The sequence below is a fragment of the Streptomyces sp. NPDC028419 genome (assembly GCF_055565515.1).
In genome coordinates this window covers 263,177-283,552 of sequence record NZ_JBVHUE010000002.1, presented here as the reverse complement: position 1 = coordinate 283,552, position 20,376 = coordinate 263,177, and the positions used below count along the sequence as shown (strand labels likewise).

At 73.4% G+C, this 20,376-nt stretch carries 16 protein-coding genes; 9 read left to right on the top strand and 7 right to left on the bottom strand.

The genetic code is table 11. The annotated features are described in order from the left end of the window. Positions 1 to 40: 40 nt before the first annotated feature. The 3 genes from ACZ4UB_RS03620 to ACZ4UB_RS03610 all read right to left on the bottom strand — a co-directional run bounded on the left by ACZ4UB_RS03620 (position 41) and on the right by ACZ4UB_RS03610 (position 2,986). Complete coding sequence (locus tag ACZ4UB_RS03620; RefSeq protein WP_468067998.1) at positions 41 to 1,312, bottom strand: beta-ketoacyl-[acyl-carrier-protein] synthase family protein; 1,272 nt, start codon at positions 1,310 to 1,312, stop codon at positions 41 to 43. Next, on the bottom strand, positions 1,309 to 1,776 hold the full coding sequence (locus tag ACZ4UB_RS03615; RefSeq protein ID WP_468067997.1) for a cupin domain-containing protein: 468 nt from the start codon (positions 1,774 to 1,776) through the stop codon (positions 1,309 to 1,311). Before ACZ4UB_RS03615 ends, ACZ4UB_RS03620 begins: the two co-directional genes overlap by 4 nt. 103 nt (positions 1,777 to 1,879) lie before the next feature. Beyond that, positions 1,880 to 2,986 (bottom strand): SchA/CurD-like domain-containing protein, encoded by a 1,107-nt coding sequence (locus ACZ4UB_RS03610; RefSeq protein WP_468067996.1) that lies wholly within the window; start codon positions 2,984 to 2,986, stop codon positions 1,880 to 1,882. Between the two features lie 221 nt (positions 2,987 to 3,207). Here ACZ4UB_RS03610 and ACZ4UB_RS03605 point away from each other — a divergent pair, with 221 nt between their 5' ends. Then, on the top strand, positions 3,208 to 4,857 hold the full coding sequence (locus ACZ4UB_RS03605) for an FAD-dependent oxidoreductase (protein ID WP_468067995.1): 1,650 nt from the start codon (positions 3,208 to 3,210) through the stop codon (positions 4,855 to 4,857). Positions 4,858 to 4,908: 51 nt separating this feature from the next. Here the strand turns inward: ACZ4UB_RS03605 and ACZ4UB_RS03600 are convergent, their stop codons facing one another. Then, positions 4,909 to 5,139, bottom strand: a complete 231-nt coding sequence (locus ACZ4UB_RS03600) for an acyl-CoA carboxylase epsilon subunit (RefSeq protein ID WP_467964906.1) — start codon at positions 5,137 to 5,139, stop codon at positions 4,909 to 4,911. A 166-nt stretch (positions 5,140 to 5,305) separates the two neighbouring features. Further along, positions 5,306 to 6,109, bottom strand: a complete 804-nt coding sequence (locus ACZ4UB_RS03595; RefSeq protein WP_468067994.1) for a carbonic anhydrase — start codon at positions 6,107 to 6,109, stop codon at positions 5,306 to 5,308. 242 nt (positions 6,110 to 6,351) lie between these two features. On the opposite strand from ACZ4UB_RS03595, the gene ACZ4UB_RS03590 reads away from it, so the two are divergent. From ACZ4UB_RS03590 to ACZ4UB_RS03580, 3 genes are all read left to right on the top strand, one after another. Beyond that, complete coding sequence (locus ACZ4UB_RS03590) at positions 6,352 to 8,286, top strand: galactose oxidase-like domain-containing protein (RefSeq protein ID WP_468067992.1); 1,935 nt, start codon at positions 6,352 to 6,354, stop codon at positions 8,284 to 8,286. Between the two features lie 86 nt (positions 8,287 to 8,372). Next, the gene (locus ACZ4UB_RS03585) at positions 8,373 to 10,190 is read left to right on the top strand and encodes a glycoside hydrolase family 15 protein (protein WP_468067991.1); all 1,818 of its coding nucleotides are present in this window, start codon (positions 8,373 to 8,375) and stop codon (positions 10,188 to 10,190) included. Positions 10,191 to 10,342: 152 nt separating this feature from the next. Further along, the gene (locus ACZ4UB_RS03580; RefSeq protein WP_468067989.1) at positions 10,343 to 11,263 is read left to right on the top strand and encodes a glycoside hydrolase family 19 protein; all 921 of its coding nucleotides are present in this window, start codon (positions 10,343 to 10,345) and stop codon (positions 11,261 to 11,263) included. Positions 11,264 to 11,335: 72 nt separating this feature from the next. Here the strand turns inward: ACZ4UB_RS03580 and cynS are convergent, their stop codons facing one another. Both cynS and ACZ4UB_RS03570 read right to left on the bottom strand, forming a co-directional pair. Beyond that, positions 11,336 to 11,806, bottom strand: a complete 471-nt coding sequence (gene cynS / locus ACZ4UB_RS03575; RefSeq protein WP_468067988.1) for a cyanase — start codon at positions 11,804 to 11,806, stop codon at positions 11,336 to 11,338. Between the two features lie 45 nt (positions 11,807 to 11,851). Beyond that, on the bottom strand, positions 11,852 to 12,463 hold the full coding sequence (locus ACZ4UB_RS03570; protein ID WP_468067987.1) for a carbonic anhydrase: 612 nt from the start codon (positions 12,461 to 12,463) through the stop codon (positions 11,852 to 11,854). Between the two features lie 147 nt (positions 12,464 to 12,610). Between ACZ4UB_RS03570 and cynR the strand changes: the two genes are divergently transcribed. From cynR to ACZ4UB_RS03545, 5 genes are all read left to right on the top strand, one after another. Further along, positions 12,611 to 13,537: a transcriptional regulator CynR gene (cynR, locus tag ACZ4UB_RS03565; protein ID WP_468067986.1), complete on the top strand. Its 927-nt coding sequence runs from the start codon at positions 12,611 to 12,613 to the stop codon at positions 13,535 to 13,537. Positions 13,538 to 13,576: 39 nt separating this feature from the next. Beyond that, on the top strand, positions 13,577 to 14,482 hold the full coding sequence (locus tag ACZ4UB_RS03560; RefSeq protein WP_468067985.1) for a methyltransferase domain-containing protein: 906 nt from the start codon (positions 13,577 to 13,579) through the stop codon (positions 14,480 to 14,482). Between the two features lie 277 nt (positions 14,483 to 14,759). After that, a complete protein-coding gene (upp, locus tag ACZ4UB_RS03555; RefSeq protein ID WP_467964889.1) occupies positions 14,760 to 15,428 on the top strand; it encodes a uracil phosphoribosyltransferase in 669 nt (222 codons plus the stop codon). Further along, positions 15,425 to 16,381 carry an EamA family transporter gene (locus tag ACZ4UB_RS03550; RefSeq protein WP_468067984.1) on the top strand — a complete coding sequence of 319 codons (957 nt, stop codon included), beginning with the start codon at positions 15,425 to 15,427 and terminating at the stop codon, positions 16,379 to 16,381. Before upp ends, ACZ4UB_RS03550 begins: the two co-directional genes overlap by 4 nt. After that, entirely contained in the window at positions 16,378 to 20,337 is a 3,960-nt protein-coding gene (locus tag ACZ4UB_RS03545) for a non-ribosomal peptide synthetase family protein (RefSeq protein ID WP_468067983.1), read from the top strand. The genes ACZ4UB_RS03550 and ACZ4UB_RS03545 overlap by 4 nt, the downstream gene beginning before the upstream one ends. Positions 20,338 to 20,376 lie beyond the last annotated feature (39 nt).

Here is a 20,376-nt window from a genome sequence, read left to right as displayed (position 1 = left end):
CTACCGGTGGGGGCGTTGCCCCGCTCGTTCCCACGGGCGTTCACACGCGCACCTCCTTCGGCTGGGACATGACCACGGCGGACTGGAACCCGCCGAATCCGCTGCCGACGGAGAGCACGCTGCGCAGGGGGTGTTCACGGGCGGTGCGCGGGACGTAGTCCAGGTCGCATTCGGGGTCGGGGGTCTCGTAGTTGGCGGTCGGGGGCACCACCTGGTGGCGGAGCGCGAGGACGCAGGCGGCGAGTTCGATGGCTCCGATGGCGCCGAGCGAGTGCCCGACCATGGATTTGATCGAGCTCATCGGGGTCTTGTAGGCGTGGTCGCCGAGGACCCGTTTGACCGCTGCCGTCTCGTGCCGGTCGTTCTGCTTGGTGCCGGAGCCGTGCGCGTTGACGTAGTCGATCCCGCTCGCGGCGACCTGCGCCTGGGCCAGGGCCGTTTCGATGGCGCGGGCCATTTCCAGGCCCTCCGTGGTGAGCCCCGTCATGTGGTGGGCGTTGCCGAAGGTGGCGTACCCGCCGATCTCGCAGTAGACGGTGGCGCCGCGGGCCCGGGCGTGTTCCAGCTCCTCCAGCACGAGGACGGCGCCGCCCTCGCCGAGCACGAAGCCGTCGCGGTGCGCGTCGAAGGGCCGGGAGGCGTGGGCCGGGTCGTCGTTGTTCGCCGAGGTCGCCTTGATGGCGTCGAAGCAGGCGACCGTGATGGGGGACACGGGTGAGTCGGAGGCGCCGGCGATGCACACGTCCATCCGACCCTCCTGGATGGAGTGGACGGCGTACCCGATCGCGTCGAGTCCGGACGTGCAGCCGGTGGACACGGTCTGGACCGGGCCCCGCGCGCCCGTCTGCTCCGCCACGGCCGAGGCCAGGGTGGCGGGGGTGAACGCGCGGTGCAGGAAGGGCGAGGCGAGGCGCTGGTCCACGTCCCACCACTCGCCCTGCTGGCTGACCGCGACGTAGTCGTGCTCCAGGCGGGTGGTGCCGCCGACGGCGGTGCCCAGGGAGACCCCGGTGCGCCAGCTGCCGTCGGCGGTCAGGTCGAGGCCCGCGTCGGCCACCGCCTCGCGGGCGGCGACCAGGGCGAACTGGATGTACCGGTCCGCCCGGGCCGCGGTGTCCTCGTCCAGGCCGTGCGCGGCGGGGTCGAAGTCCACCTCCGCGGCGATCCGTGAGCGGAATCCGGCCGGGTCGAAGAGGGTGATGCCCCGGGTCGCCGTACGGCCGTGGGACAGCAGGTCCCAGAAGGCGGCCGTGCCGATGCCGCCGGGCGCGACGACGCCGACTCCGGTGACGGCCACCCGGCGGCGGGTCACGACACCACTCCCGTGCGGTCCGGCGGACGATCCCATTCGACGGCCGTCGTATGGGCCGACGCGTGCGCGGACGCGTGCGGGGATTCCTCGGTGTCGACGTGTCCCAGTTCCGGCCGGGGGGCGAGCGGGCCGAGGTGGAAGACCATCCGGGCCTCGGTGTCGCCGACGTTGCGGAAGCGGTGGCGCACGTTGAGGGGGACGAGCAGCCCCTGGTCGGTGCGCAGCGGGTGGGCCTCGCCGTCGAGGTCGACCTCCAGGTGCCCGGCGACCACGTACACGAACTCCTCGGAGTACGGGTGGTAGTGCTCGGCGATGGATTCACCGGGGGCCATCACGGCCAGGCCCATGAAACCGCTGGTGCAGCCCACCGAGGTCGGTGTGAGCACGGCTCGCAGATCTCCTCCGCGCCGGGTGTTGGGCTGCGTCTCGCTGAGGTCGACGATGCGTGGGCGTTCTCTGGTCATGGCGGACTTCCTCCGGGCGGAGACGGAGCCTGCACGAGGCTGTCGTCGCTGGGCGTGGGGGGCGGTGCGGGGTCGGCCCGGCGCGGGCGGCGCCGCGGCCGGATCAGGACCGCGCGGGAGCGTGCCGGTCCGTGATCAGCTTCATGGGGTGGGGCGCGGCCGGGAAGTGTCCGGCCGGGCCCACGAGCATCCGGGCGAGGACCGCCGCCTTGCGCGGCCCTTCGATGCCGACGGCAGCGGCGGGGCGGGCTTCGGGCGGTCCGCTGACGTCCAGGAGGCGTACCACGATGTCGTCGCGCTGGAAGACGCTGCTGCTGCGCACCGCCCCGCCGGGGCGCCGGGCCGCGGCCTCGTCCTGTTGGGAGAGAAACCGGGCCAGGGCGGGCCCGTAGCCCGGCTTGGCGGGGTAGAGGACGGCGTGCCGGTGGACCTCGGCCGGGGCCGCCTCCCCGTCGCGGGCCGCGATGTGGTGGACCGCGGGGAGCCCGGCGCGCATGAAGAACATCCGGGCCGATTCGGGGTCGGCCAGGTCCCGGTCCTGTTCCAGGTAGGGGTTCAGGGCCTCTTCCACCGCACGGACCTCGGGCTGTTCGGACACGTGGCGCAGGGCCGCCATCAGGTCGCCCTGGACCTCGACCGTACGCACCACCCGGTTGCCGTGCATGAAGAGGGAGGTGCGGCACAGCCGCGTGTGGTCGTCGACGCGGGCGGCCGGAGAGGCGTAGGAGGAGAGGATCTCCGCCACGGCCGCCTCGCTGCCCGGCTTGACCGTGAAGGTGAGGCCGTGGCGGACGATGCCGGCGCCGAGCCGGGGCGCGGGCTGCAGCCGGGCCCGGACCGCGGGGGCCTCGGGGGTGTCGTAGCGCTTGCCGGTCTCGCGCAGGACCGTGAACTTCAGCGGTCGCATGGCGCGGGCGCAGGCACCGAGCGGGCGGACCTGCTCGGCGTGCTCCTCGCTGTTGACCCAGGCGAGGTACTGCGGTGCGCTCTCCCACTCGCTGGTGATGAGCCATTGGGAGGGGTTCTCGAAGGACTGGCACAGCTGGTCGCCGAGGTGGCCCGGGACGGACGCGATGTCGTGGCGGAGCTGCTCGTACGCCTCGAAGAACCGCTGCTGGGTTCCTTCGTGGAGGTCCATCAGCAGGACGACCCGGAGCATCGAGCCGTCGAAGGCGGACTGTGACACCCGTTCGGCCAGGGTGTGGGTCATCTACTCACTCCTTCGTGAGGACGTGCGGGCCAACGCGTTTCCGCTGCGGGGGGTCCGCTGTCCCTCATGGTCATCCGGACCGGGACGAATCGCTACATCTCACAATCAAGCGGGTGACAAGCGGCGAATCGCCCGGGCTCCGTCGCCGATCGGGGGCATAAAGGAGTTCACTCCCCCGCACGATCCGCAGGATCCGCACAGAAATCAGGAGCCCCTTGCCGATGGAAGAGAACCCCGATGTCCGCGTACCGGTCCTCGTCGTGGGCGGCTCCCTCGTGGGCCTGTCCACCTCGCTGTTCCTGAGCCGCCACGGGATCAGGCACCTGCTCGTCGAGAAGCACGCCGGTACGTCCGAGCACCCGCGCGGACGCGGGATCAACGCCCGGACCATGGAGCTGTTCCGCACGGCCGGCGCGGAACCGGCCATCCGGCGGGCCGCGTCCGCCCTGGAGGGCAACAACGGCATCCTGCAGACCGAATCGCTCACCGGCGACCAGCACAACTGGCTGGTCAAGGAGGTCGACCCGGGCGGGGCGCTGGCCCGCTTCAGCCCCACCGGCTGGTGCCTGTGCAGCCAGAACAACATCGAGCCCGAACTCGCCGCACAGAGCCGGGCGCAGGGCGCCGACGTGCGGTTCTCCACCGAGCTGATGAGCTTCGACCAGGACGAGCACGGTGTGGACGCCCTGGTGAAGGACCGGGAGACCGGCGAGCACATCCGGGTGCGCGCCGACTTCCTGATCGCGGCGGACGGCCCGCGCAGCCCCGTGCGGGAGGCCCTGCGCATCCCCCAGACGGGTGGCGGCGAGCTGTTCCACAACGTCAGCATCACCTTCCGGTCCCAGCGGCTGACCGAGGTGCTGGGCGACCTGCGCTTCATCGTCTGCTACCTGATCCGCCCGGGCGCGGACGGTGCGCTGCTGCCGGTGGACAACGACACGCAGTGGGTCTTCCACGCCCCGTGGCACCCGGACCAGGGCGAGACCTTGGAGGACTTCACCGACGAGCGGTGCGTGCGCCAGATCCGCGAGGCGATCGGCGTCCCGGACCTGGACGTCGCGATCGGCGGGAAGGCACCCTGGCACGCGGCCGAACGGGTGGCGGTGCGGTACTCCTCCGGACGGGTGTTCCTGGCCGGCGACGCCGCCCACGAGATGTGCCCGACGGGCGCCTTCGGCTCCAACACCGGCATCCAGGACGCCCACAACCTGGCGTGGAAGATCGCGGCGGTGCTCGACGGCTCGGCCGGCATCGAGCTGCTGGACACCTACGAGGCCGAACGCCTTCCGGTGGCCAGGGCCACCAGCGAGCGGGCGTCGGCGCGTTCGGCCGAGCACAGCCACCCGGGTTACGCGCCGCCGCCGACGATGGGCGGGGGCGGCCCCAAGAGCGGGGTGCTGCCCACGGCCATGGGGTACTGCTACCCGGTCGGCGCGGTCGTGGGCGGCGACCGGGACCGCCCGGTCATCCCGGACGGGCTGCGCCTGAAGGGCGACGTCGGCACGCGGGCCCCGCACCTGTGGGTGACCCGGGCCGGGCAGCGCCTCTCCACGCTGGACCTGTACGAGCGGTCCTTCGTCCTGCTGACCTCGCCGGGCACCCCGTGGGCGGAGGCCGCCGGGAAGGCGGCCCGGCGCAGCGGCGCGCGCCTGGACTGCTACACGGTCGGGTCCGCCGGGTCGGGGGCCGACCTGGTGCAGGCGGACGACGCCGACTGGACCGAGGTGCACGAGCTGCCCGCCGGGGGCGCCGTACTGGTCCGCCCCGACGGGTTCGTGGCCTGGCGCACGGACGGCGGCGGGACACCGGAGTCCGGCGCTCCCGAGGCGGTCCTGCTCGACGTGTTGTCGCAGGTGCTCCGCACCGGCTGAGGCGGGACGGGTCCGGGACCGGTCCGCTGGACCGGTCCCCGGGCGTGCGGGTCAGCCGCAGGCCCAGCACCCCGCCCAGCATCCGTGGGCACGCGGCGCCTGATGCCGGTGGCGGGGTGCCCGGGCCGGCCGGGCGGGGCCGCCGGCTTCGCGGACGGCGTGCGAGGCGCGTCCCACGAGGCAGGCCACCACGACCGCGATCGCGGCCAGCTCCTCGGGTTCGGCGGTGCCGCGGTGGACCCGCAGCAGGCTCGATATCGGCGCGTCTGACTGCATCGACATGGCCTCTCATCAGGGGAGAGTTCACCGTGTCGGGCCGAGTGGCCCTGACGCTCACGACGCTACGAGCACCCCACCGCCCTGTCGTGCCGGGCGGCCCCGTCCACACCCATCCGGGCGACACGCCCGACGCCGGGGGGCGATCCGCCGCGGCGCCGGGCGGCGCGGCTCAGGACAGGGTGCGCACCCGCTGGTCGCGCAGCTCGTAGCGGGCCGCGACCACGGCCAGCCTGCCGGTGGCCACGCGCCGGGCCAGGTCGGGTTCCGCCGCCAACCGCTGCCGGGTGCGCCGGGCCTGGGCGTCGATGGTCGCGTCGACGCGGGCGGCGCCCTCGCGGGTGCGGTCGATCGCGGGTCGGATCTGGTCGGCCAGGTACTGGACGTGCGCGGGCAGCGGCTCGCCGCTCTCGTCGGCGTGGACGGCGGCGCCGACGGCCCCGCACGACTGGTGCCCCAGCACCAGCACCAGGGGGACGTCCAGTTCGAGCACGCCGAAGGCGATGCTCCCGAGCACCGCCTCGTCCAGCACCTCGCCCGCCGAGCGCACGGTCAGCAGGTCGCCGAGGCCCTGGTCGAAGACCAGTTCCGGCGGGACGCGGGAGTCCACGCAGCCGAGGACCACGGCGAACGGATGCTGGCCCGCCACGAGCTGGAGCCGCACGGAGGGCGTCTCGTGCGGGTGTTCCTGGCGCTGCGCGGCCCAGCGCCGGTTGCCGGCCGCCAGGCGGCGCAGTGCCTCCTGCGGGGTGGCGGGGCGGGGCCCGGCCCCGGAGCGGTCCTCGGGCGCGGGGGCGGCGGAGGCGGGGAAGGCGGAGCCCAGGGCGAGGACGGATCCGGCGGCGGCCGTTCCGGCCACGGCGGTGCGCAGCAGGGCGCGGCGACTCGGCGGGGCGGGAGCGGGGGCGGGTATGACCGGTGCGGGTATGACCGGTGCGGTGACGACCTGGGCGGACGTCCGTCTGTTCGAATGCATGGCCGGACGCTAAGCCGTGGTCCGCCGCACCGGACCGACTACCGGGCGGTATTGGCGTGATCGGCCCGGGACTCGGCGCGATCGAGACCGCCGCCCCAAGGGCTGGACGGCCCAACCCCCGCGCCGCGCGCGCGGCACGTCCAGCAGTTCGCCCCTTTTCTCCTACTATGGGCGGCGATTCGGCCCGAGGGTGCGGGAGATCACCCGGTGGCGCCCCCTCCCCTCTCGCGTCCAGGAGCCCCATGCCCCGCGCACACCGGTCCGCCGCACGCTCCTCCACCGCACGCGCCTCCACCTCGACCGCCGCCCGGTCGGCCCGCGCGGGCCTCGTCGCCCTGTCCGCCGTCGCCGCCCTGGCCGCCACCGCCCCAGCCCCCGCCACGGCCGCTCCCCGGGGCGCCGCGCCCCCGCCGGCCGTCGCCCACCGGCACGACGACGCAGCGGCGGAGCCCGCCCGGTCCGGGCCCGCACCGGACCCCGGTGAGGTCGCCCTGCTCGGCGAGGACCACGCCCGGGAACACGCCCGCCGGCGCCTCGCCGTCGGGAACACCGGCTCGGCCGAGTACCCGCAGGCCAAGCGCACCGCGAGCCTGGAGGCGCTGCGCTCCTCCCAGCGGACGACCAACGCCTCCTTCGACCCCGCCGCCTCCGGCCGGTTCACCGACTACTTCCCCTCCCCCGACTTCGGGGTCCACGTCGCGCAGTTGCCGACGGGCAAGGTCCTCCTCTTCTCCTTCGAGCGCGTCGGCACCGACCCCACCAAGGAGACCGGCCCCACCGACCGGATCGGCCGGACGAACGCCGGCCGCGCCTACCTCTGGGACCCGGCCAAGGGCACCGGAGCCCGCTCCTTCAAGAAGGTCGAGCCGCCGACCGTCCTGATGCCCGACGGCACCTACGCGCCCCGGCCCGCCCCCTTCTTCTGCGCCGGGCACGCCTTCCTGCCCAACGGCATGGTCGCCGTGTTCGGCGGCAACGTGGGCGGCAAGGGCGGCACCGGCGCCAAGCTGTCCTTCGTCTTCGACCCCTGGACCGAGACCTGGTTCCGCAACCGCGACATGTCCGTGGGGCGCTGGTACCCCTCGGTGGTGACGGGCGCGGACGGCCGCCAGCTCGTCATGTCCGGCCAGTCGGAGCGCGGTACGGGCACCCCCACCCCCGTCGTGGAGCGCTTCCCCGCGCGCTCGCGTCCCGTGCCGTGGCGCACGTACGACATTCCCGCGGGCCTCCCGGTGGAGCGGTTCGGAGCGGACGCGCCCTTCCGCAACGACTACCCGCACCTCTTCTCGCTGCGGGACGGCATGATCTACGGGCTCGGGCGCGACGCGGACCAGCAGTGGCTCTTCGACCCGGTCAAGGAGACGCGCGCCGACCTGGCCCGGCGGCCCGCCGACTTCCGCGGCTACGGCTCGGCCGTGCCGCTGCCCGCCGGCTTCCGCGGCCCCGACGCGGTCCTCGTGCTCGGCGGCGACCCGCACGACCCGAACACCTACCGGCTCGCGGGCGGCGCGTGGACCACCGAGGAGCCGCGGGCCTTCGGCCGGACCCAGGACGACACCCTGATCCTGCCCGACGCCACCCTCCTCACGGTCAACGGAGCCCTGGACACCCGGAACTACGGCCACGGCCCCTTCAACCCGGAGGCGGACCTCAAGTACCGGCAGATCGAGACCCGCGGGGCGGACGGCCGGTGGCGGCTCGGACCGGCCCAGCGGCTCCCCCGCGGCTACCACTCCAACGCCCTCGTACTGCCGGACGGCCGGGTCATGGTCACCGGCGACGAACTCCAGCAGATCGCCAACGACCCGGACGTCCGCGACGGCATGGACGGCAGCATCGAGCTCTACGAGCCCGCCTACCTGCACCGGGGCGCGCGGCCCGCGCTCGACCGGGTGCCGGCCGGGAACCTCGGCTACGACACGGAGTTCCGGGTGGGCACCAGCACGCCCGGCGAGGTCCGGCGCGCGGTGCTCCTCGCCCCCACGACCGTCACCCACTCCGTGAACACCAGTCAGCGCCACCTCGAACTGCGCCTGGCCGCGGTCCGGGGCGACACGGTCGACCTGCGCACGCCCCCCAGCGCCGCCGACGCCCCTCCCGGCCACTACATGCTCTTCCTGCTGAACGCCCGGGGCGTCCCGAGCACCGCCCGCTGGATCACCCTGGGCACCCGCTGACCGCCGGGCGTCCCGGTCGCGGGGTACCGCGATCTCACCCCCGGTCGGCCCGCTTAGTCCGCTGATCACGGGGGAACACGAATCGCGTGAACCAACGCATCGAGGACTACGCGCTGATCGGCGACCTGATGACCACGGCCCTGGTCGGCAGGGACGGCTCCATCGACTGGCTGTGCCTGCCCCGCTTCGACTCGGGCGCCTGCTTCGCGGCGCTCCTGGGGGACGAGGAGAACGGCCACTGGCGGATCGCTCCGGCGGTCGCACCGGCCGGGACCGGATGCACCCGCCGGAGCTACGTGGGCGACTCGCTCGTGCTCGAATCGATCTGGGAGACCGACGAGGGCACCGTCAAGGTCACCGACTTCATGCCGCAGCGCGATGTCGCCCCCGATGTCGTGCGCATCGTCGAGGGGCTCTCCGGTGCGGTGCCCATGGCGGCCACGATCCGGCTGCGCTTCGACTACGGCGCCGTCGTGCCGTGGGTGCGCCGCAGCGACGGCCACCGGGTCGCCGTGGCCGGACCCGATTCGACGTGGCTGCGCAGCGATCCGCCCGTGGAGACCTGGGGCGAGGACAGGAGCACCCGCTCTGAGTTCACCGTCGAGGCCGGCGAACGGGTGGCCTTCGTGCTGACCTGGCACGCCTCGCACGAGCCGCGCCCGGACCTCATCGATCCGTACGAGGCGCTGGAGCAGAGCCTGGAGGACTGGCGGGCCTGGTCCGAGCAGTGCCTGTACGAGGGCCCCTACCGCGAGGCCGTCATGCGCTCGCTGATCACGCTCAAGGCCCTGACCTACGCGCCCACCGGCGGGATCGTCGCCGCGCCCACCACCTCCCTCCCGGAGGAGATCGGCGGGGTGCGCAACTGGGACTACCGCTACTGCTGGCTGCGCGACTCGACCCTCACCCTCGGGTCGCTGCTCCAGACCGGCTTCCTCGACGAGGCGCGGGCCTGGCGCGAGTGGCTGCTGCGGGCGGTCGCGGGCGATCCGGCCGACCTCCAGATCATGTACGGGATCGCGGGCGAGCGCCGGATCCCGGAGACGGACCTGCCGTGGCTGGCCGGCTACGAGTCGTCCGCACCGGTGCGGGTCGGCAACGCGGCGGTCGACCAGCTCCAGCTCGACGTGTACGGGGAGGTCATCGACTCCCTCTACCTGGCCCGCACCGCGGGGCTGCCCGCCGAGCCGCACGCCTGGCAGATCAACGTGGCGCTGCTGCGCTTCGTGGCGGACAACTGGCACCGGCCCGACGAGGGCCTGTGGGAGGTGCGCGGTCCGCGCCGGCACTTCGTGCACTCCAAGGTGATGGCGTGGGTGGCCGCCGACCGGGCGGTGCGCACCCTGGAGGCGAACCCGGAGATCGAGGGCAACATCGAGCGCTGGCGCACGATGCGCGACGAGGTCCACCGCGACGTGTGCGAGAAGGGCTTCGATCCGGTGCGGGGCACCTTCACCCAGTCGTACGGCTCCACCGAGCTCGATGCGGCGACCCTGCTGATCCCCCGGGTCGGGTTCCTGCCGCCGGACGATCCGCGGGTCATCGGCACGGTGGACGCGGTCCGTCGCGAGCTGAGCCACGGCGGGCTCGTCCGCCGCTATTCGACGGAGGGACCGCCCGTGGACGGGCTGCCGGGGGCCGAGGGGACCTTCCTGGCCTGCTCGTTCTGGTTGGCCGACGCCCTGCTGATGACGGGGCGCGAGAAGGAGGCGCGCGAACTCTTCGAGCGGCTGCTGGAACTGCGCAACGACGTGGGGCTGCTGGCCGAGGAGTACGACCCGGTGAGCGGACGCCAACTCGGCAACTTCCCGCAGGCCTTCAGTCACATCGGGTTGGTGGGCACGGCCCTCGCCCTCGGCGGCAGCTGGCCGGTGACCGCCGGCGGGCGGTCGTCGGGCGAGTAGTCGCGCGGGGGGATGGTCGGGGGCAGGGCCGGGGGGATCATCGGGCGCACATATGCCGAAGCTGGTCTAGACCTTGACAGGTCCAGACCAGCTTCGCTTGAGTGGCGGTAGTTGCCCCCCACGGCAAGTCCCCCCACCCAAGGAGCAGTTCCGTGATCCGTGCGCTACGCCGCCGCGCCCTCGCCCTGGCCTCCGCCGCGGCCGTGACCACCGCCCTCGCCATCGCCCTGCCCGCCGGTCCCGCCGCCGCGGCCGCCGCGTGCGCGGGCCCGTGGGCCTCCTCCGCCGTGTACACGAACGGGATGACCACCTCGTACGGCGGCCACAACTGGCAGGCCAAGTGGTGGACGCAGGGCGAGACGCCCGGAACCACCGGCCAGTGGGGCGTCTGGTCCGACCAGGGCTCCTGCGGCGGCGGCCAGGACCCGGACCCGGGTCCCGGGCCCAACCCGTCCGGATTCGTGGTCTCCGAAGCCCAGTTCAACCAGATGTTCCCGAACCGGAACCCCTTCTACACGTACAACGGCCTGGTCGCGGCGCTGTCGGCCTACCCGGGCTTCACCCACACCGGCGACGCCACCACCCAGCGCCGCGAAGCCGCCGCCTTCCTGGCGAACGTCGCCCACGAGACGGGCGGGCTGGTGTACATCGTCGAGCAGAACACGGCCAACTACCCGCACTACTGCGACGCGTCCCAGCCCTACGGCTGTCCGGCCGGACAGGCCGCCTACTACGGCCGCGGTCCCATCCAGCTCAGCTGGAACTTCAACTACAAGGCGGCCGGCGACGCCCTGGGCATCAACCTGCTCGCGAACCCGTACCTGGTCGAGCAGGACCCGGCGGTGGCCATGAAGACGGCCCTTTGGTACTGGAACACCCAGAACGGCCCGGGCACGATGACCGCCCACACGGCCATGGTCAACGGCGCGGGCTTCGGCGAGACGATCCGGTCCATCAACGGCTCGCTGGAGTGCAACGGGGGCAACCCGGCGCAGGTCCAGAGCCGCGTGGACAAGTACCGCTCCTTCACGCAGATCCTGGGCGTCACCCCGGGCGACCGGCTGACCTGCTGACCGACTGACCTGCTGACGCGCACGGGCCGTACCCGCCGACCGGCGGGTACGGCCCGCAGGCTCACCGGCCGCTCAGAAGGGCTTGGTGGGGAGGTACTTGCCGTCGAGGGTGATGACGGCGCGCTCGCCGCCGTCCGGGTCCGCGACCTTCTGGACGTCGAGCCGGAAGTTGATCGCGCTGATGATGCCGTCACCGAACTGCTCGTGCACCAGGGCCTTGAGGGTGGTTCCGTACACCTGGAGCATCTCGTGGAACCGGTAGATGGTCGGGTCGGTCGGGATGCCGCCCGGGATCGAGCCGCGGGTCGGGACGGTCTGGAGCAGGCGCACGGCGTCGGCGTCCAGGTCGAGCAGCCCCCCGACGGCGACGGCCGCGTCGGCCGGCAGCGGGTGCTGGCCGAGCAGGGCGGCGGTGACGAAGGCGACCGAGAGACCGGTCACGTCGGCGATCTCCTGCCAGGACAGGTCCTTGCGGGTCTTGGCGTCGACGGCCGTGATCGCGAGGGCCTGCCGGGCGGAGGGGTCGAACTGGGCGTGCAGCATGGGGGCTTCTTCCTTCGGTAGGGGTGAGGGGGGAGGGGGGACGGGTCAGGCCGCGCGGGCGAAGTCCTCGACGGTTCCGGTGGGGATGTCGTAGACCCAGCCGCGCAGCGCGAGGGTGCCCGCGGCCAGGGCGCGGGCCACCGACGGGTGGGTGGCCAGGTTGGCCAGCTGGGCGCTGACGTTGTCCCGGATCAGGGCGCCGACCCGGTCCGCGGCGGCGTCCGTGCCGGCGCCACCGGCATGACGGGCACTAGGGGCGCTCCGGGCCAACGACGCGTCGGCATGGCGCAGCCAGCGTGCGACGGCGGGCAGGTCGGTCAGGTCGTGGCCCTCGGCGAGCGCCGTCATGGCGCCGCAGGCGGAGTGTCCGCAGACCACGATGGAGCTCACGCCCAGGACGGCGACGGCGTACTCGATGCTGGCCCCGACACCCTCGTCCCCGGGGGCGTAGGCGGGCACCAGGTTCCCGGCGGTCCGGATGACGAACAGCTCCCCCGGCTCCTGCTGGGTGATCAGCTCGGGCACGACGCGGGCGTCGGAGCATCCGATGAACAGCGTGTGCGGCCGGTGGGTGGTCGCCAGGCGGGCGAAGAGCCCGGCCTTCGTGGGGAAGACGTCCTGCTGGAAGTGCGCGACGCCCACTGCGAGATCGTGCATGGCCGCTCCTTTCGGTGTGCGTCGGCCTGGCGTCGGTGGTGCCGGGCTGACGAGATCCACCATGCACGACCTGGACCTATAGCGTCCAAGTCGTACTGAGCATGATCGATATTGGTCTCATCTATACCTGGGTCTATCCTGGGGTCCATGGCCCCGGAACTGCGTCACCTCCGCTATCTGCTCGCCGTCGCCGAGCAGGGCAGCTTCACCCGCGCCGCCGAAGAGCTGCGGGTCTCCCAGCCGACGCTGTCGCAGCAGATCAGGCAGCTGGAGCGGGCCGTGGGCGTCCAGCTCCTGGACCGCAGCGGGCGTACCGTGCGGGCCACCGACGCCGGGGCGGCCTACCTGCACTACGCCCGGCGCGCCCTGCGGGACCTGGCCGCGGCCGAGCGGGCCGTGCTCGACGTGGCGGACCTCTCCCGGGGCACCCTGCGGCTCGCCATGACCCCGACCTTCACCGCCTACCTGCTGGGTCCGCTGGCGGCCCAACTGCACCGGCGCCACCCCGGGATCGCCCTGGACGTCAAGGAGATGACGCAGGCCCAGCTGGAGTCCGCCCTGCTCGCCGACGAGTTGGACCTCGCCATCGCCTTCGACGGGCCGCACCTCGCGGGCATCGGGGCCACGGAGCTCTTCACCGAGAGCCTCGGCCTCGTCGTGGGCGACTCCCACCCGCTCGTCGGACGCACCGCGCCGCTGCCGGCCGCCGATCTCGCTCGGTGCGATCTCGCCCTGCTGAGCGGCGAGTTCGCGACGCGCTCGCACATCGACGACTACTTCGCCGCGCAGCGCGTCGCGCCCCGGATCGCGGTGGAGGCGAACTCGCTGGGCGCCCTCACCGAGATCGTCCGGCGCACCCCCCTCGCCACCGTGCTGCCCGACGCCCTGGCCCGCGACCGGCCCGGCCTGCACCCCGTGGACCTCGCCCCCGCCCTGCCCGCGCGCACCGTCGTACTGCTGCGCCGGGAGAGCGCGTACGAGAGCGCGGCGGCCCGCGCCTTCACCGCGCTCGCCCGCGGATGGAGCGGAGTCCCGGCCGCCGGAAATTCCGATGCGGCCGCGCGGCAGACGTGATGGGGTCATGACGGCCCCGCGCCGGCGCTCCGAGCGCCCGTGCGTGCGACGTCGTACGGCGTACGGGCCACCTCCCCCACCCCCGGATCCGAGGACCACGTGCCCGACACCCCGCCCGACCGCATCACCGAACTCGCCGCCGCGATGGCCGCCGCCGACCAGGACCGCGCGGTCCAGGAGGTGCAGACCCGGCACCGGGTGGAGCTGGTGCGGCACTGGGACATCGCGCCCGGCGCGCGGGTGCTGGAGGTCGGGTGCGGCCAGGGCGACATGACCGCCGTGCTCGCGGACGCCGTGGGGCCGCACGGCCACGTGCTCGCCGTGGACGTGGCCGAGTCCTCCTACGGCGCACCGGTGACCGTCGGCGACTCCGCCGCCCGGCTCGCGGCCGGGCCGCTCGGCCCGCGCATCGACTTCCGCTTCGGTTTCGACGTGCTGGACGAGGAGGCGACGGCGGGCATCGCGGACGGTTCCTTCGACCACGTGGTGCTGGCGCACTGCTCCTGGTACTTCGGCTCGACCGGGCAGCTGGCCGACACCCTGGCCCGGGTGCGCCCGTGGGCCCGTACGCTGTGCTTCGCCGAATGGGACCTCACCCCGCGCTCGGCCGACCGGATCCCGCACCTGCTCGCCGTATTGGCCCAGGGCCAGGCGGCCGCGTACGGGCACGGCGAGGGGGCCAATGTGCGGACCCCGATGTCCCGCGACGCGCTGCGCGCCCTGCTCGGCCCCGCGGGCTGGCGGACCGTGGCGGAGCGGGGTGTGCAGACCACCGGGCTCCAGGACGCGGACTGGGAGATCGCCATCTGCCGGGACATGTACGCCGCCCTCGCCCCGGACTCGGCGGTCGCCCGCGCCCTGCGGCCCACCCTGGACACCCTCGACGCGCTCGCCCGCCCCCGGGCCAACCCGCCCCTCGACGCGTACGCCCTGACCGCGCGCTGACGGTCGCCGTCGCCGGAGCGGCCCGAGCCGTTCCCGGTGCGACCGGTTCCGGCCAAGGAAGGGAGCGCCGGGGCGAGGGCGGGCCGGGAGGGGGAGCGGTAGGAGGCGCTGGTCGGGTCGGTGGGGGGTGTGGTCGGGGGCGCCGCGGGACGTCGATGGTCGGGGCACGCACGGCGGAATTCGGTCAGGCGTGCGGAAGCCGGACCCTTGCGGACACCAAGTCACAGAGTGTTTGCTCTGTTTCCGTCCGCGTCCCCACCGACGAAGAGCAGGACCCATGTCGACGACCCCGAAAGTCCACGAACTCCCCCAGACCAACCAGCTGCGCGCCCTGCACACGGTCATCCGGGACCGTGGCGCCACCCGCGCCGACTTCGTCCTGTACTCCCGCCGCGTGATCCGATTACTGCTCGAATCGGCCCTGGACCTGCTGCCCTTCGACAAGCACGAGGTCATCACGCCGGTCGGCGAGACCTACCACGGGCTCAAGTTCACCGGGAAGCTGTGCGCCGTCCCGGTGATCCGGGCGGGGGACGCGATGGCCGAGGCGCTGCGCGAGTTCATCCCCGGCATCCGGATCGGCAAGATCCTCATCCAGCGGGACAAGACCACCAAGCAACCGCACCTGCAGTACTGGAACCTGCCCGACGACATAGCCGAGCGGCACGTCCTGCTGCTGGAGCCGATGCTGGCCACCGGCGGCAGTGCGAACGCCGCGATCGGGGTGCTGACGGACGCCGGGGTGCGCGAGGAGAACATCGTCCTCGTCGACTTCCTCGCCGCGCCCGAGGGGATCGCCGCCGTCCACCGCGAACACCCGGCCGTCACCATCATCACCTCGTCCATCGAGGAGTGCCTGAACCCGAACGCCTTCATGATTCCCGGCATCGGGGACTTCGGGGACCGCTTCTTCGGCACCACCGACTCGGCCGTGGCCGCGCGGTGAGCGGCCACCGGGTCGCGGCGGACTCCGCCGTCACCGCCCTCGCCCCCGCCGTGTGGGGGTCCACGTACCTGGTGACGACCGAATTCCTGCCCGCGGACCGCCCGTTGCTCGCGGCCACGGTCCGGGCGCTGCCCGCCGGGCTGATCCTGCTGATGATCGGGCGCACGCTGCCGCGCGGGATCTGGTGGGCCCGCGCGCTGGTCCTCGGCGTGCTGAACATCGGCGCGTTCTTCACCCTGCTCTTCCTGGCCGCCTACCACCTGCCCGGCGGGGTCGCCGCGCTGGTGGGTTCGGTGCAGCCGATGTTCGTACTGATCCTCTCGGCCCTCCTGTTGGGCGACCGGATCAAGGCCGTGCACCTGGTGGCCTGCGCCCTGGGCGCCACCGGAGTCGGGCTCCTCGTGCTCCAACCGAACGCCGGGCTCAACGCCACCGGCGTGACGGCCGGCCTGTCGGCCGCGGTCTGCATGGCCTGCGGCATCGTGCTCACCAAGCGCTGGGGCCGCCCCGAGGGGGTCGGCCTGCTCACCTTCACCGGCTGGCAACTGACCGTCGGCGGGCTGGTCCTCGCCCCCCTCGCCCTGCTCGGCGAGGGCCTGCCGGACACGATCACCGGGAGGAACCTCGCCGGCTTCGGCTACCTCGGCTTCGTCGGTGCGCTACTGGCCTACGCCGTCTGGTTCCGCGGGGTGGAGCGGCTGCCCGCGCTCGCCGTCTCCTTCCTCGGCTTCATCTCCCCCCTCGCCGCCACCGCGCTCGGCTACCTGGCACTGGGCCAGACCCTGCGGCCGCTCCAACTGGCCGGTGCGGTCGCGGTCGTCGCGGCGGTCGTGGTCGCCCAGCCGCGCGGCGGGCAGCGCAAGGAACCCCTGCCGTCGCCCGTCGAAGCTCCCCCCGTGTCCAGCGGACCTCCGGCGCCCGCCGCGTCCCACCCGTCCGGAGTGGCCAGATGACCGCACAGCAGATCAGCGGGAGAGCGGATCCGATCAGCACGTGGGCCGCCCCCTCGACCGTCCTCTCGGACCTGCTCGCCGAGCAGGTCCGGGCCCAGCCCGACGCGGTGGCCGTCCGCTGCGCGGATCACCAGCTGACCTACGCCGAACTGGGCGCGGCAGCAGCCCTGTTGGGGCGCCGGCTGCGCCGGGCGGGGGCCCGCGCGGACGCCCCGGTGGGCCTGTACGCGGAGCCCTCCCTCGACCTGATGACCGCGGCGTGGGGCATCCTCGACTCCGGCGCGGCGTACCTGCCGCTGTCGCCGGACTACCCCGAGGACCGGCTGCGCTACATGATCGAGGACTCCGCCATGGAGATCGTCGTGACGCAGCGCCACCTCGTCGCGAGGGTGCGGGAGTTGGCGCCGATCGGGACCACCGTCCTGGCCCTGGGCGGCGAACCGCCCCGGACCTCGGGCGAACCGGAGCGCACGGGCCGGCGCCCCGGGAAGCGGCCGGCCGCACGCCCGAGCGACCTCGCGTACGTTATCTACACCTCCGGCTCGACCGGTCGCCCCAAGGGCGTGCTGATCGAACAGCACAGCATCGTCTCCCAGTTGGGCTGGCTCCTGGACCAGGGCCACCTCGGCCCCGGCACCACCGTGCTCCAGAAGACGCCCATGAGCTTCGACGCCGCGCAGTGGGAGATCCTCGCGCCGGCGGCGGGCGGCCAGGTCGTCATGGGGGCGCCCGGCTGCTACCGGGACCCGGAGGACCTGGTCGACACGATCACGGCGCGAGGGGTGACCACCCTCCAGTGCGTGCCCACCTTGCTCCAGGCTCTCCTGGACACCGAACGCCTGACCTCCTGCACCTCCTTGCGGCGGGTGTTCTCGGGCGGCGAGGCACTGACGGTGAAGCTGGCCCGCGCCTTCGCCGCGCAGCTGCCGGACACCCGACTGGTCAATCTGTACGGGCCCACCGAGTGCACCATCAACGCCACCGCGCACACGGTCGATCCCGCGGCCCTCGCCGGACAGGACGCCTCGGCGATCGTCCCCATCGGCGTACCGGTGGAGCGCACCCGGTGCTTCGTCCTCGACGGGGAGCTGCGCCCGGTGGTCGGCGCCGACATCAAGGGCGAGCTGTACATCGGCGGGGTGCAGCTGGCCCGGGGCTACCTGAACCTGCCCGAGCAGACCCGGGAGCGCTTCCTCACCGCCCCCTTCCTGCCGCAGATGCGGCTCTACCGCACCGGTGACCTCGCCTCGTGGAACGAGGACGGCACGATCCGCTTCCACGGGCGCGTCGACACCCAGGTCAAACTGCGCGGCTACCGCGTCGAGTTGGAGGAGATCACCTCCGCGATCGAGGAGCACGATTGGGTCCGGCGGGCCGCCGCGGTGGTCACCGACGACCCGCGCACCGGCTTCCAGCAGCTCATCGCGCTCGTCGAACTCAACCCCCGCGAGGCCTCCTTGATGGACCAGGGCGCGCACGGCGCGCACCACCAGTCCAAGGCGAGCAAGCTCCAGGTCAAGGCCCAGCTCTCCAACCCGGGCCTGCGTCCCGCTGCGGCCCTCCACGGGCGCCCGGTGGCCCTACTGCCCGGCCGGGAGGCCACGGGCGACCAGCGGCGGGCGGCCTTCGCCCGCAAGACCTACCGCTTCTACGAGGGCGGGAAGGTCACCCGCGCCGACCTGCGCGAGCTGCTCGGCTCCCCCGCCGGGACCGACCGCGGGCAGGAACACGGTCCCGCGCGCTCGGCCGCGGACCTCACGGCGGAGCAACTGGGCACCCTACTGCGCTGGTTCGGCCCCTTCGGCAGCGGCGAGCGGTTGCTGCCGAAGTACGCCTACGCCTCCCCCGGCGCCCTCTACGCCGTGCAGATGTACCTGGAGACCGGTGGCGGCGTCGCGGGACTCGCGCCGGGGATCCACTACTTCCACCCCGTCGACCACACCCTCGTCCGGATCGGCGACGGTCCGGCGGGCGCCGCGGCGGCCGGTCGCGGCACCCTCAGGGTGCACTTCCTGGGGCGCCGGGCCGCGATCGAGCCGGTGTACAGCACCAACATCGAGGAGGTGCTGGAGTTCGAGGCCGGGCACATGCTGGGCGTGTTCGAGGAGGTGCTCCCCGACTACGGGCTGACGGTGGCGCCCGCTCCGCACGGCGGAACGGCGGTGAAGTCCGCCCTCGACGTGGCCGACGAGGACCACTTCGTCGGGAGCTTCGAGCTGGTCCCCGACGACCGCCCGGCGCGTCCGGACCCGGTGGACCTCTTCGTCCAGGCGCACCCGGGCCGGGTGCTCGACCTGCCGGGCGGCCTCTACCGGGTCGACGGGGCGGAGTTCACCCCCGTGGCGTCCGAGATCGTCGAGAAGCGGCACGTCATCGCCATCAACCAGGGCGTGTACGAGGCCGCGAGCTTCGGTGTCAGCGCCGTCAGCCGGATCGGGGACGAGCGGCTCGCCTACGTGGGTCTGGGCCGCACCCTGCACCGGCTCCAGCGCAACGGCCTGCGGCTGGGGCTGATGTCCTCCGGCTACTCCTCCCGTTCGGGCCAGCCGCTGCCCTCCGCCCAGCGGATCGACGCGGTCCTGGCCGACGCGGGCATCCCCTCGGGTCCGTCGTACTTCTTCCTCGGCGGGAAGGTCAGCGAGGAGCAGGTCTCCTCCACCGGGATGCGCGAGGACTCCGTCCACATGCGGGGCCCGACGGAGATGATCCGGGACGACCTGGCCCGGCTGCTGCCGGACTACATGATCCCCAACCGGGTCCTGGTGCTGGACGCGCTGCCGCTCACCGCCAACGGGAAGATCGACTACGCGGCCCTGTCCGCCCGGGAGGAACTCACCGCCCCCGCGCGCGGTTCCGGCACTCCGGTACCGCCCCGGACCCGGACCGAGCGGCTGCTCGCCGGGGCCTGGGGCAAGGCGCTGAAGTACCGGGACGCGGACGGCGTGTCGATGACGGACAGCTTCTTCGCGTCCGGCGGCAACTCGCTGATCGCGATGACCCTCACCCGGTGGGTCAACCGGGAGTTCGGGATCTCGCTGCCCATGCAGACCCTCTTCGGCCACCCCCGACTGGCGGACCTCGCCGACCGGATCGCCGACGCCGATCCCGAACCGGCCTCCCGGCTGGTGCTGTTGCACGACAGCGGCCCCTCGGACGGCCGGTACGCACAGGGGCCGGGCTCGCCGGTGTTCTGCTGGCCCGGGCTCGGCGGCTATCCGATGAACCTGCGGCTCCTGGCCCGCGAGGCCCGTACGCGGGGCCCGTTCTACGGGGTCCAGGCGGCGGGCATCAACGCGGGCGAGGCGCCGTACCGGACCATCGGGGAGATGGCCGCCGCGGACGTGGCGGAGATCCGGCGGCTCCAGCCCGACGGCCCCTACACGCTGTGGGGCTACTCCTTCGGGGCCCGGGTGGCCTTCGAGAGCGCCTGGCAGCTCGAACGGTCCGGGCAGCGGGTCGCCGACCTGCTGCTGATCTGCCCGGGCAACCCGAAGCTGCGGGACGCGCGCGGGCGGCCGTACCCCCGCGAGTCCTCCTACGCCAACCCCGGCTACGTGACCATCCTCTACTCGGTGTTCGCGGGCGCCATCGGCCACCGGCCGGACCTCGACGCGTGCCTGGCGGCTGCCCGGGACGAGGCCACTTTCGTGGAGTTCGTGGTCGGCCGCTTCCCGGAGCTGGATCCGGGGACGGTCCGGCGGATCACCCGGATCGTCGAGGAGACCTACGAGTTCGACTACACCTTCCACGAGATGGCCGAGCGGTGCCTGAGCGCACCGGTGACCATCGTCCGGGCCGCCGGCGACGACTACTCCTTCATCGAGGGCCGGTCGGGGTACTCCGCCGCCCCGCCGGTCGTCATCGACCTGCCCGCCGACCACTACCAGGTGCTGCGCCCCGAGGGCATCGACGCCCTCGCCGCGGCCGTCCTGACCCGGACCCCGCCCGACGCCTGAGATCCGTCCGACGCCTGAGACCCGTCCGCCGCCCGAGAT